13 protein-coding genes are annotated in these 13290 nt (G+C 39.5%); 6 read left to right on the top strand and 7 right to left on the bottom strand.

The window, feature by feature from the left end; genetic code table 11:
- Positions 1 to 2 precede the first annotated feature (2 nt).
- From U735_RS0106815 to U735_RS0106800, 4 genes are all read left to right on the top strand, one after another.
- Complete coding sequence (locus tag U735_RS0106815; protein ID WP_031443108.1) at positions 3 to 1496, top strand: DUF1501 domain-containing protein; 1494 nt, start codon at positions 3 to 5, stop codon at positions 1494 to 1496.
- A 16-nt stretch (positions 1497 to 1512) separates the two neighbouring features.
- The gene (locus U735_RS0106810; protein WP_069858461.1) at positions 1513 to 3570 is read left to right on the top strand and encodes an FN3 associated domain-containing protein; all 2058 of its coding nucleotides are present in this window, start codon (positions 1513 to 1515) and stop codon (positions 3568 to 3570) included.
- 94 nt (positions 3571 to 3664) lie between these two features.
- The gene (locus U735_RS0106805; protein ID WP_031443106.1) at positions 3665 to 4228 is read left to right on the top strand and encodes a YeeE/YedE family protein; all 564 of its coding nucleotides are present in this window, start codon (positions 3665 to 3667) and stop codon (positions 4226 to 4228) included.
- A gap of 127 nt (positions 4229 to 4355) precedes the next feature.
- Positions 4356 to 4769 (top strand): DUF6691 family protein, encoded by a 414-nt coding sequence (locus U735_RS0106800; protein WP_031443105.1) that lies wholly within the window; start codon positions 4356 to 4358, stop codon positions 4767 to 4769.
- A 168-nt stretch (positions 4770 to 4937) separates the two neighbouring features.
- Here U735_RS0106800 and U735_RS0106795 read toward each other — a convergent pair whose 3' ends face one another.
- The 5 genes from U735_RS0106795 to U735_RS0106775 all read right to left on the bottom strand — a co-directional run bounded on the left by U735_RS0106795 (position 4938) and on the right by U735_RS0106775 (position 8784).
- Entirely contained in the window at positions 4938 to 5213 is a 276-nt protein-coding gene (locus U735_RS0106795) for an ATP-dependent Clp protease adaptor ClpS (protein WP_031443104.1), read from the bottom strand.
- Between the two features lie 21 nt (positions 5214 to 5234).
- Positions 5235 to 6071, bottom strand: a complete 837-nt coding sequence (prmA, locus tag U735_RS0106790) for a 50S ribosomal protein L11 methyltransferase (protein ID WP_031443103.1) — start codon at positions 6069 to 6071, stop codon at positions 5235 to 5237.
- A gap of 157 nt (positions 6072 to 6228) precedes the next feature.
- Positions 6229 to 6981: a triose-phosphate isomerase gene (gene tpiA / locus U735_RS0106785; RefSeq protein ID WP_031443102.1), complete on the bottom strand. Its 753-nt coding sequence runs from the start codon at positions 6979 to 6981 to the stop codon at positions 6229 to 6231.
- 77 nt (positions 6982 to 7058) lie between these two features.
- Positions 7059 to 8156: a BT_3928 family protein gene (locus U735_RS0106780; RefSeq protein WP_031443101.1), complete on the bottom strand. Its 1098-nt coding sequence runs from the start codon at positions 8154 to 8156 to the stop codon at positions 7059 to 7061.
- Positions 8157 to 8235: 79 nt separating this feature from the next.
- Positions 8236 to 8784: a DUF1599 domain-containing protein gene (locus U735_RS0106775; protein WP_031443100.1), complete on the bottom strand. Its 549-nt coding sequence runs from the start codon at positions 8782 to 8784 to the stop codon at positions 8236 to 8238.
- Positions 8785 to 8892: 108 nt separating this feature from the next.
- Here U735_RS0106775 and folP point away from each other — a divergent pair, with 108 nt between their 5' ends.
- Both folP and U735_RS0106765 read left to right on the top strand, forming a co-directional pair.
- Complete coding sequence (gene folP, locus U735_RS0106770) at positions 8893 to 9732, top strand: dihydropteroate synthase (protein WP_031443099.1); 840 nt, start codon at positions 8893 to 8895, stop codon at positions 9730 to 9732.
- A 110-nt stretch (positions 9733 to 9842) separates the two neighbouring features.
- A complete protein-coding gene (locus U735_RS0106765; protein ID WP_031443098.1) occupies positions 9843 to 10628 on the top strand; it encodes a diadenylate cyclase in 786 nt (261 codons plus the stop codon).
- Positions 10629 to 10650: 22 nt separating this feature from the next.
- On the opposite strand, the gene U735_RS0106760 is transcribed toward U735_RS0106765, so the two are convergent.
- Both U735_RS0106760 and truA read right to left on the bottom strand, forming a co-directional pair.
- A complete protein-coding gene (locus U735_RS0106760; RefSeq protein WP_031443097.1) occupies positions 10651 to 12417 on the bottom strand; it encodes an ABC transporter ATP-binding protein in 1767 nt (588 codons plus the stop codon).
- On the bottom strand, positions 12410 to 13162 hold the full coding sequence (truA, locus tag U735_RS0106755) for a tRNA pseudouridine(38-40) synthase TruA (RefSeq protein WP_031443096.1): 753 nt from the start codon (positions 13160 to 13162) through the stop codon (positions 12410 to 12412). Before truA ends, U735_RS0106760 begins: the two co-directional genes overlap by 8 nt.
- Positions 13163 to 13290 lie beyond the last annotated feature (128 nt).

Genomic DNA, 13290 nt, shown 5'->3' with positions numbered 1-13290 from the left:
TCATGAGCGAAAAAAAAATTATAGAAGAACGATCCTTGATTTTAAACCGAAGGTCCTTTCTAGGCAAAACGGCCTTGGGCGTAGGTGGGGTAGCCCTAGCATCCCTTTTAGGTGCCAACCTATTTAGAAAGGATGAAAATGGACTACTTACCAAGGATGATAGCTTGGAAGGGGTTAAGGGAATTTTAAATTCATTGCACCACCCGGCCAAAGTTAAAAGGGTAATCTATCTGTTTCAAAGCGGAGGACCTTCCCAATTGGAACTTTTTGACTATAAACCACTTTTGAATAAAAGGCGCGGTGAAGATCTTCCGGAATCTATCAGAAATGGACAACGGCTTACCGGTATGACTGCCGGTCAGGATTCTTTTCCCCTGGTAGGGTCTCTTTTCAATTTCAATCAGCACGGTAAGAACGGTACCCACATAAGTGAACTTTTGCCATACACGGCCAAGATGGTAGACGACCTATGCATCATAAAATCCATGTATACTGAGGCCATCAATCATGATCCTGCGGTTACCTTCTTTCAGACAGGGTCCCAACAACCTGGGAGGCCCAGTATAGGATCGTGGCTAAGCTATGGCTTGGGAAGTGAAAACGAAAACCTTCCGGCTTTCACAGTCCTGTTGTCCCGGGGTACAGGAAGACCCAACGGACAACCTCTATACACAAGGTTATGGGGCAATGGATTTTTACATTCCCTGCACCAAGGTGTTCAATTTAGGGCAGCCAAGGATCCCGTATTGTATCTGAACGATCCAAAGGGCATTACCAAGGAGGTTAAACGCGAAATGCTGGACAATTTAGCGGCATTGAACGACAAGCACTATCAGGATTCCGGTGATCCGGAAATAAAGAGTAGAATTGCCCAATATGAAATGGCGTACAGGATGCAAACCTCCGTCCCCAATGTGATGGATACCGCCAATGAACCCGATTATATCTATGAAATGTACGGGCCCGAAGCTAAAATTCCAGGAACCTACGCCGCAAATTGCCTTTTGGCAAGAAGATTGGCGGAACAGGACGTACGTTTTATCCAATTGTACCATATGGGTTGGGATCAACACGACAATCTTCCTGGGGCTATTGCCAAACAGGCAAAAGACGTAGACCAAGCTTCTGCCGCTCTTGTGGCCGATCTAAAACAACGTGGATTATTGGAAGATACCCTAGTGATTTGGGGAGGAGAATTTGGAAGAACCAATTATTCCCAAGGTCTTTTAACAGATACCAATTATGGAAGGGACCATCATCCAAGATCTTTTACGATTTGGATGGCCGGAGGAGGTATTAAACCTGGTATCGTCTATGGCGAAACGGATGATTTTGGTTACAACATTGTAAAGGATCCGGTACATGTGCACGATTTCCAAGCTACAATGTTACATTTATTGGGAATAGACCATGAAAAATTAACCTATAAATATCAAGGTAGAAGGTTTAGATTAACAGATGTGGAAGGCCATATTGTAAAAGATATCCTAACCTAAACCTATACACCAAAAAATGACACTACAGATTATAAGTCTTGGTCGCCTACACCCCCTATTGGTACACCTGCCCATCGGCATTCTTGTATTGGCCTTTCTATTGGAACTATATTTTAGAAAGAAAGATTCCGAAACGGAAAACAATATTATCAAATTTACCCTTGCCATTGCTGCGGCAACTACAGTGTTATCTGTGGCCAGCGGTTGGTTATTGGGTGAAGATGGGGGCTATGATGAGACCTTGCTGTTTAGGCACCGTTGGATGGCCGTTGGTTTGGCCGTAGGCAGCACCCTTCTATATTTTATTAAAAAGTATCCCAAGCCCTGGTCCAAAAACATTTACCTACCCCTTTTTATTTGTGTTATGGGCCTCTTAGGACTAACAGGGCATTATGGCGGGAGCATGACCCATGGAGAGGACTATCTGTACAAAAATGAGAAGACCAAAAAGATGGTTATAACGGACGTGGACAAAGCTTTGGTATTTAATGATATTATTATGCCAATTCTGGATGATAAGTGTGTAAGTTGCCACAATCCTAATAAGGTTAAGGGAGGCTTAATTATGACCAACAAGGAACAACTGCTTGCAGGGGGAGACTCTGGCAGTTTATTGATTGCGGAAAAGGACCAAGCTCCAAGATTGATACACCATATTAAATTACCCATGGAGGACGAGGACCATATGCCACCAAATGGAAAAGTTCAATTGACCAGTCCCGAAATTCAATTATTGGAATGGTGGATAAGTCATGAAAACTGTTTTGATTGTGTGGCCGGGACTTTGGATAAAACGGAAAAGATCAATGATATTTTAAACTCATTGGAAGAGGACACCTCCACTAGGGCGATTATTGCAAAACAAGTGACCATGGTTCCCGAAGACTGGTTGGCCTCTATAAACATCAACGGACCTATTGTCACAAAATTGGCAGAAAAAAATCCACTTTTGATAGTAAACCTGTCCGGCAATAAAAGTTTGGCAAAAGATGATCTAAAAGCATTAAAAAAACATGCAGCAAACATTGTTGAACTCAATCTGGGCAATTCCAATTTTAATGACACCATTTCTTCGTATCTAGCTGCCTTCAAGAATCTCACTAAACTTCAGCTACAAAATACTAAGATCACAGATAAATCCATGGAGTCTATAGGGGATTTAAAACACTTGGAATCCCTAAACATTTATGGTACGGATATTACGGATAAGGGTCTGGAAAAGTTAACCAACCTTAGTGGCTTAAAAACTCTATATCCATGGAATTCCAAAATCACCAAAAAAGCCCTGGATCAATTTAGCGACAAAAATAATAGTGTAACAGTGGTAAGTATCAGCGAAGATCTATTTACCCCTTCCAGTTTGGAAGCACCATCTATCATTGCAGATACGGATTTCTTCAAGGATTCCATTGAAGTAACCTTGGACTATTTTTTTAAGGGAGTGGAACTCTACTACACCTTGGACGGTTCAGAACCGGACACCACTTCAACAAGATACAAAGAACCCATTGTATTGACTGCCTCTACCCAGCTCAAAGCTGTTAGCCATAAACCGGGTTGGGAATTAAGTCCCGTTAAGACCATCAGTTTTAAAAAATCGAATATTCTGCCCAATTCCATTACACTAAACAATAAGCCCAACGAAAAATACAAGGGAAATGGAGGAAACACTTTGATAGATCTAAAAAGAGGGACCAGCAACTTTGTAGACGGCAATTGGATAGGATATGAAGGCAGTAGTTTTGCCGCCACTCTAAAACTCCAGAAAGAAGAATTGATATCTACGGTATCGGTCGGGGCATTTTCTTCTCCTGAGAAATGGATTTTTTACCCGACGGGTTTCAAAGTATGGGTGTCACAGGATGGCAATAATTACAAGCTTGTCCATACGGAAAAAGTTCCGACAGAAAAACCCAACTCCGATACCAAGTTCCAGTTTTTCGACCTTAACATTCCCCCAACCAAATCCACTTTCGTAAAAGTGGAGGTCATTAGTCAACTTAAGAACCCTTCTTGGCATACCAATCCAGGAGGTAAAAGTTGGTTGTTCGTAGATGAAATAGTCCTCAACTAAAAACAATTGACAATGCAAGCTCCAAAATCTCTTGTGTAACAATTGTTACACAGAGAATTTTAGATAACTTTATATTTGCATCTTAATAAATTATATGGAATATATACTTCAACCCTGGCCATGGTATGTGTCCGGGCCTCTGATTGCCCTGGTAATGCTTATTTTGGTGTTTTTTGGTAAAACTTTCGGGATGTCGTCCAATTTACAGACATTGTGCAGCATTGGCGGCGCAGGAAAATATTCGGACTATTTCCGGTTCGATTGGAAAGCCCAACGCTGGAATCTGACCGTTGTTCTCGGTGCGGTTCTTGGTGGCTTTATAGCTACTCAATATTTATCGGATGGTTCGGCAATTGCCTTAAGCGTCGAAACCATTTCGGACTTAAATGCATTGGGATTTAATGAGGTTGGGGAAACCCTCCTACCCCCAGAGATTTATAGTTGGGAAAATGTGTTGAGTCTAAAAGGGATTTCAATCTTGGTCATTGCGGGCTTTTTAGTTGGCTTCGGAACAAGATATGCCGGTGGATGTACTTCAGGTCATGCCATAACTGGTCTAAGCAACCTTCAATTGCCCTCCCTAATTGCCGTAATAGGTTTTTTTATAGGTGGACTTATAATGACCTTTTTTATTCTACCCTTAATTTTTGGATCTTAAAAACAAATTTCAATTGGATCACGATAAATATGCAAGGCTAAACATAAGATTCATAAATTATTGTAATAACAAATAAACTTAAGGCTGGAGAAAATATTTTCGGTAAAAAATATACAAAATAAACAAAATGAAATTTTTAAAATTCTTGTTGGTAGGTATCTTCTTTGGGATAGTGCTGGTGAAATCAGAAGCAGTATCCTGGTACCGCATCTATGAAATGTTCAAGTTTCAAGCCTTTCATATGTACGGAATAATTGGGTCTGCAGTATTTCTAGGGGTTCTATTTATTTGGCTCTTTAAGAAGTATAAGGTAAAAAGTATTGAGGGCAAAGAGATAGATCTGGTTCCAAAGGATAAAGGGGTAGCAAGATATATTCTTGGCGGTACCATCTTTGGCTTTGGATGGGCCTTGGCGGGTGCTTGCCCTGGACCTATGTACATTTTAGTGGGAACAGGAGTTTTTAGTATGTTTATTGTAATTGCAGCTGCCCTACTGGGCACTTTTACCTACGGCCTACTCCAGAAGAAATTGCCCCATTAATATAATAAGCCATATAGACCAAAATACTGGTGGTTATTTTAGCTTAGCCCTACACATTTTATAGCACTAATTAATAGTAACGGGCTTAAGCCAAACAGCTCTCTGTATTAGAGAGTGGGTTGGTTCGTTAAAATAAAGAAGAAATGCTTTTTGGTTTATATTTCCTGTTTAAACGATCTCGGCACTTAACCCAGCTTTTAAAAGCTTACTACACCTAGGCTTTAAATCGTTGTACTCCCCAGTCTTAACCGTACATTTACCATTGTAATGTACAATAAGGGAACATTGCTCCGCCTGTTCAGGAGTATGGTCGCAGGCCATTATTAAAGTTTCAATAACGTGATCAAAAGTATTAACCTCATCATTGAACAAAACAATCTCATTTTGCTTTACAGTCTCCTCATCCAAAAGTAATTCTTCCGAGACTTTTTCCTTTGTACTCATAGAATTCAATTTTAATACCTTCTAAAATACGTATTTTACGGCAACCCAATTATTCTTTTCCAGATTTTTTTCAAATTTTAACCCTACTTCCTTACATCTTTCCGAAATCTGCGAAATATCCTCCTTATAAAAACCACTTACAAATAATATACCTCCCTTTTTTAGGCATTTCACATAGGTCGGGATATCTTCCAACAAAATGTTTCTATTTATATTGGCTATTATGATGTCGTATTGCTGATCTACCAGTAAGTCGGCTGTTCCTTCGTACACATTAATATGGTTGCAATTGTTCCGCTCAACATTTTCCATGGCATTAAGGTAACACCAGTTATCTATATCTATTGCATCTATGGCAGCCGCTCCTTTCATGGCCGCCAAAATAGCCAAAACCCCTGTTCCACTTCCCATATCCAAAACAGATTTCCCTTTAAAATCATGTTCCAATATATGCTGTAACATCATGTGGGTAGTTTCATGATGGCCAGTCCCGAAACTCATCTTCGGTTCTATAACAATGTCATACTCCACCTTGGGCTTTTCATGAAAGGGCGCTCTAATGACGCACTGTTGCCCAACTTGAATAGGATTAAAATTACTTTCCCAGGTAGCGTTCCAATTCTCCTGTTCTATCTCCGAAAAATCATAATCAATACTAAACAAAGGGTTGGAAAGAATCTGTAGGTCATCCAGAATATTTGGGTACCACTCTTCCTTTTTAATGTATGCCTGGACCCCATCTTCCGTTTCCACAAAACTTTCAAATTGCACTTCTCCCAATTCCGCAATAAGAATATCCGAAGCGGGTTGAACGGGGGTTACCTTAAAATTATACTCTAAATATATAGAATTCGACATTTCGTTAAAAACCTTTATTAGACACCCTTTTACAGTAAAAGAACCCGTTGGTACTCCAACGGGCCTTTTATATTATTTTATTTGCCGCTAAACCTTGTAAATAAATAACTATCACCGGATTTGAATCCAAATATTTATCCTTGGCTTCTTATGCTATTTATGCTATTCCTTTAATTATCGCAATAAAGTCGTCCGCAACCAATGAAGCACCCCCTATTAAACCGCCATCTACATCTGGCTTGGAGAAAATCTCTACTGCATTATTTGGTTTTACACTACCGCCGTAAAGTATGGAGACATTGTTGGCTATACCCGCATCGTAAGCATTGGTAATAGTCTTACGAATAAAAGCGTGCATTTCCTGTGCCTGTTCTGGTGAAGCGGTTTCTCCGGTACCAATGGCCCAAACTGGCTCATAGGCCAGGATAATTTTACTCCAGGCCGAGGCATCCAAGGAAAATAAAGCATTTTTCAGTTGGCTTTCCACAATTTTAAAGTGGTTACCAGACTTACGGTCTTCCAATTCCTCTCCAAAGCAAAACATTACCCTCATATTCTTCGCCAAGGCAGCTACTACCTTCTTGGCCAAAATCTCATCGGTCTCCCCAAAATATGCCCTTCTTTCCGAGTGGCCTATAATTACGGTATCTACCCCTATTCCTAACAGCATATTGGCCGATATTTCACCAGTGTAGGCGCCATTTTCGGCAAAATGCATGTTCTGGGCAATTACCTCGATACTGGATGATTTTAATTTATCTACCGCGGCGCTCAAATTCACAAATGTAGGCGCCACCATTACTTCTGCCTTGGTATCTGGAAGTTTAGCTGAAAGTTCTGCCAACAAAACTTCTGTTTCTGCTAAATCCTTGTTCATTTTCCAATTCCCTGCTACTATTTTACTTCTCATTTTTATTCTAATTTATGTTGTTCCCTTATTATAATTAAGGCTAATAAGCACTTAGGTTTAGAGGCATTGCCTCAGATTTATTCAAACTTCAGATCCTCCAAGTCATTGTAATGGACTTTCTGAATAATGGTACCCTTTTCCAAAATCAAAACCCCAGGATTGGAGCGTACAATTGTTTTTAAAGTGGTTTCATCAGTGAAATAAAAATCAAAACCCAATTGATATTCCTTTTTCAATTTTTGGGTATAATCCTTTCCTGAAGCGGACATTCCTATAACCTTATATCCGTTCTTCATGGCTTTATCCGTTACCTCCTTTATCTCAGCAAAAGCGCGATAATTGCTCTTTGCCATATCATAGGCTATCACCATAACCAATTGTGGTTCCTGTAACAAGGAGGCAGCCATATCCTCACCATCCAATTCAATGGTGAAATCATGGATCGGAGGTTCATATCCTTTTTGAATTTCCTTGGTTTCCACTCCAATAAACTCCCCATCTACAGTTGGATAATCGCCATTGGTAACCACTACCTTTTCCTCTCCATCTACATTAAATTTCCAACTGTAATCAAAAATGGCAACCGGAGCGTCTTCCGGAACGCTCATGCCTTCCTCAATATTGGCACCTATTTTATAAGGTCTAAAATCCAAAGCCGGTAAATGATGGAGCACATAATAGGCAAAGATAGCACTAACCAACAAACTAAGCCCTACAATAAGTCTTTTGGAACCATCACCAAAAGGCGATCCAATATATTTTACCCCCAGAAAGAGCACAACAATAAGCACCAATAAAACCACATCCTTGGTAAAGGATTCCCAAGGCGTTAATTTTATGGCGTCCCCAAAACAGCCACAATCGGTAACCTTGTTAAAATATGCTGAATAAAAGGTAAGAAATGTAAAGAAAATGATCATCAAAAGTAAGCTCCAGACAGTAATCCTGGCTCTAAAGCCGATTAATAACATAATACCCAAAAGTACCTCCAGGATTACTACAAAAATAGAGATCCCCAATGCATAGGGCATCAAAAAATCCAAATCCAGTACTCCTGGACTGAAATATTCTTCCAACTTAAAGGAAAACCCAACGGGATCGTTCAATTTAATAAATCCGCTGATAATAAATAAAATGCCTACAATAATACGACTCAAAGTCACTATATATTTCATATTCTATACAATTCCGATTTTTATTATTTAATTGATATCATCACTTATAATCCCTCAATAGCCTAAGTAAAATATAGAATTAAGATGTTGTTTTTTCTCCAAGATGTATCATTGCAAATACAGCATAGTTGATCATATCCTGATAGTTGGCATCTATCCCTTCACTGACCAGTGTTTTTCCTTTATTATCCTCAATTTGCTTAACACGTAGCAACTTCTGCAAAATTAGATCTGTAAGGGAACTTACCCTCATCTCCCGCCAGGCTTCGCCATAATCGTGGTTCTTATTTTCCATAAGGGTCTTGGTGATGGAAATGTGCTTATCAAACAAGGCAACAGCTTCCTCAGCGGAAAGATCCGGTTGGTCAACAATTCCTTTTTCGATTTGAATCAAGGCCATAATGGAATAATTAATAATTCCGATAAACTCGGAAATCTCATCCTCATCCACCTTGCGCACTTCATTTTCCTGCAAACTTCTAATGCGCTGTGCCTTTATATAAATTTGATCTGTAAGGGATGGAAGCCTTAAAATTCGCCATGCACTACCGTAATCTTGCATCTTTTTCAGGAAAAGGTCCCTACAAATTTTAATGACGGCATTGTATTGCTCGGAAGTATTATGCATTTAATCTTTCTAATTTGTGTAAATTTCGCTTAAAATTTTAAACTATTCAAAAATCGAGATTTAAACTTAACTACCAAAAGTTTTACTTCCCTTTATCTTATAAAAAACATGACCATTAACTGCAAAGGAAATTTATTGGACCTAAGTACTCCCAAAGTGATGGGGATAATCAATATTACTCCCGACTCCTTCTATGATGGTGGCAAATACAAAGACGAAACGGAGATTATTGCGCAGGTAGAAATTATGTTGGCCAATGGGGCAAGTTTTATAGATATAGGGGCATATAGTTCCAGGCCGGGTGCCGAATACGTTGATGAAAGTGAGGAATTGGCCCGAATTATCCCTATTGTAAAACTATTGCTGAAGACCTTCCCAAACGTCCTTATCTCCATAGACACCTTTAGAAGTAGGGTTGCCGATGAATGCCTGGCTCTTGGGGCGGCAATAATCAACGACATTTCCGCTGGCAATTTGGATCCAAAAATGATGGAAGTAGCAGGGAAGCACCGGGCACCATACATTATGATGCATATGAAAGGCACTCCCAGTACTATGCAGGCCATGAGCAATTACGAAAATCTTCTGGGAGAAATACTCTATTATTTTTCGGAAAAAGTAGCCTTGGCCCGGGCTGCCGGAATTAACGACATTATTATTGATCCCGGTTTTGGATTCGCAAAAACTTTGGAACAGAACTATGAAATTCTCAAAAAATTCAATTTGCTCCACGCCATGGACCTGCCAATTTTAACCGGTATCAGTAGGAAATCCATGATTTACAGACTACTGGAAACCAATCCAAAAAATGCTTTAAACGGCAGTACGGCCCTACATATGTACGCGCTCGCCAAAGGTACGCAAATATTAAGGGTACATGATGTTAAGGAGGCTATGGAATGTATCCAATTGCTTAATGCCATTAACGGTTCCGTGGATCATTTGTAACCAATTTTCATGCTAAGCTATTTAAAAATTGTTCAAAAAAGAGCCAAAACATTTTTTCGAATTTAATTTGAGGTTATAGCTTATTTCCTATTTTTACAAAAACCACAGGATTGGATTTTTTAAACTTCTTAGATTTTAGTGTTACAGATATTATAGACATCTTTTTGGTGGCTGTACTCATGTATTATGTATACCAATTAGTCCGTGGAACGGTAGCCATTAATATATTTATTGGTATCGTTATTGTTTGGGCCTTTTGGAAGTTGACCGAAGTTTTGGACATGAAAATGATCAGTAGCATGGTCGGTGGTTTTATGCAAGTGGGACTAATTGCCCTTATCATTGTTTTCCAACAAGAGATCAGAAAATTTCTGTTAATGGTGGGCTCAACCAATTTGGCCTCCAAACGCAACTTTCTAAAACACTTTAAATTTCTTAAGGAAGACGGACTTACCATAGGCACCAATGTAGATGCAATTGTTGCAGCATGTGAAAAAATGGGAAGTACCAAAACTGGTGCCCTCATCATTATTGCCAGAAATAATTCTTTGGACTTTGTTAAGTCGACCGGAGATAAAATGTATATTGAAATAACCCAGCCCATTCTGGAAAGTATTTTCTATAAGAACAGCCCCTTACATGACGGTGCAGCCGTTATTGAGGATAATTTTATAGTGGCTACCCGGGTAATTCTCCCTGTTTCCAATGAACGTTCCATACCATTGCGATTTGGACTTAGACATAGGGCCGCGGTAGGCATAACAGAAAAAACAGATGCCCTGGCCATCATTGTAAGTGAGGAAACTGGGCTAATATCCTATATAAAAAATGGGGAATTTGTATTGTTCAAGGATTTGGAAGAGCTCTCCAGCCTAATAAAATCGGACCTACTTTAACTGCATAAGCTTAAGGGAAACCTTAGGCTACCTCTTCGGCCAAAAATTGGGCCTCATATAAATTTTGATAATACCCTTTTTGTTTCAATAGTTCTTTATGGGTACCGGTCTCTACCATCAAGCCGTCCTGCATTACCAATATCTTATCGGCCTTTTTAATTGTAGCCAAACGATGGGCTATTATAATGGAAGTGCGCCCTTCGGTAATCTTTTCCGTTGCACGTTGTATCAACTGTTCGGAATAGGTATCTACCGAAGATGTAGCCTCATCCAATACCAAAATACTGGGATTACTTACATAGGCCCTTAAAAAAGCTATCAATTGTCTTTGGCCACTAGAAAGCATAGTACCTCTTTCCTTTATATTGTAGGCATAACCTCCGGGAAGACTGGAAATAAACTCATGGACGCCTATTTGCTTGGCAGCATGCTCCATATGCTCTATGGTTATGGCATCGTTCTTTAGGGAAATATTATTGGCTATGGTATCCGCAAAGAGAAATACATCCTGCAAAACCACGGCAATTTTAGACCTTAAAGAATTCAGCTTATAGTCCCTTATATTGATTCCATCGATCAAAATAGCACCTGAATTAATTTCGTAGAAACGATTGAGTAAATTAATTATGGTAGATTTTCCGGCTCCCGTTGCCCCTACTATGGCTATGGTCTCTCCTGCCTTTACCTTAAAGGAAATTCCATGCAGTACCTCCTCATTTTCCAAATAGCCAAAGCGTACATTTTTAAACTCGATTTCCCCTTTGACACTGTCTTTATCTATTGTCCCTACATCTTGAATATTGCTGTCCGTATCCAATATTTTAAACACCCTATTAGCAGCTACCATTCCCATTTGTAGGGTATTGAATTTATCCGCAATTTGGCGAAGCGGACGGAACAACATGCTTGAGAGTAGTATGAACATGAAAATGGTGCCATATTCCTCTTGGCCTATATTGGCAACATTCTGCAGACCCCCGTACCAAACAATCAATCCTACCGTAATAGAGGATACGATTTCAGCTACCGGAAAAAAAATGGAGTTATACCATACAGTTTTTAACCAGGCATTTTGGTGTTTCTCATTAATCTCCCTGAATTTTTCCTTCTCTATCTCTTCCCTAGTAAACAACTGTACTATCTTCATTCCGGTGATACGTTCCTGCACAAAAGAATTTAGATTGGAAACCTGCGCCCTAACCTCAATAAAAGCAACCTTCATTGCCTTTTGAAACAGTCTGGTAGCGTATAATATTATGGGCAATACAGCAAATACAATTAGAGACAGTTTCCAATTGGTGACGATCATTACTATGGCCACCACCAACATTTTAAGGAGATCGGAAACGATGACAAAGAAACCTTCACTAAAAATTTCACCTATCCTTTGCATATCTGTAACCGCACGGGTAACCAAAACGCCTATGGAGGAATTGTCATAATACTTCATCTTAAAACCCATAAGGTGTTTAAAGAGATTTATTCTAATATCCTTAATAACGGATTCTCCCAACCAATTAGCGTAATAATTAAAATAAAGCTGACTTAAAACTTCGCCCAACAAAACCCCTACCATGGCCAAGGTCAAGGTCAATAATTTTTGCCCATCCTTATTGGTAATGGCATTGTCAACTATCTCCCCCACCAAAATGGGCGTTAAAACTGCAAACCCAGAGAGTAGGATTGCTGCTATGGCGACTCCATAAAACGTAATTAAATATGGCCTAACATGCCTAAGCAAGCGCTTAAACAATCTATAATCAAATGCTTTTCCTGTATCCTTATCCATTGTGATCGAAAATATTATTAGGATATTTAATTGATGTCAAATATAATCCTTTTGCAGGTACCGATACCCCGGCCTTGCCCCTATCCTTACTGGCCAAAACATACTCCATGTCCGTATGGGAAGATTTGCCCAAACCAACATCCAATAGGGTTCCAACGATGGCACGGACCATATTCCTCAAAAATCTATCTGCACTTATGGTAAAAACCAACTTTTCTTCATCCTTAATCCATTGTGCCTTTCTAACATCGCAGAGGTAGGTTTTTACATCGGTATTAGACTTTGAAAAACATTCAAAATCCTTATGTTCCACTAAAATAGCTGCAGCTTTGTTCATCTGCTCTATATTTAACGGATATTTCACATAATAGGCCCCATCTACCAAAAAGGGATTCTTATTTTGCACTATCCAATATTCGTATGTACGCTCAGTAGCATTGAAGCGGGCGTGTGCGTCCGCAGAAACTTTAGAAATAGAAACAATGGCTATATCGTCTGGCAGATAAGCGTTTAAACGATGAACCAATTCCGTTCCCTCAAAAAGCGCATCAGAATCAAAATGGGCAAACATTTCCCTGGCATGGACCCCTGTATCTGTTCTACCTGCCCCCGTCAAAGACACTGTTTCCCGTAAAATTAAGGAAAAGGCGTTTTCCAAAACCTCCTGTACGCTTATTGCATTGGGCTGTTTTTGCCAACCGTGATACGACCTGCCCTGATAGGAAAATTGGACGAAATATCTCAAATGAATAATTTAGTTTTGTAGTTGGCAAAGATACTTGTTCTAATGGAGAAAAACAGATAGCTGAAATGTTTTAATACAATATTGACATAAAGTATTACTATGTCCATTTGTCCAATTGCCTTATGTTT

It is taken from the genome of Arenibacter algicola (assembly GCF_000733925.1).
Taxonomy (GTDB): Bacteria; Bacteroidota; Bacteroidia; order Flavobacteriales; family Flavobacteriaceae; genus Arenibacter; species Arenibacter algicola.
This window is presented reverse-complemented; position numbering and strand designations above follow the sequence as displayed.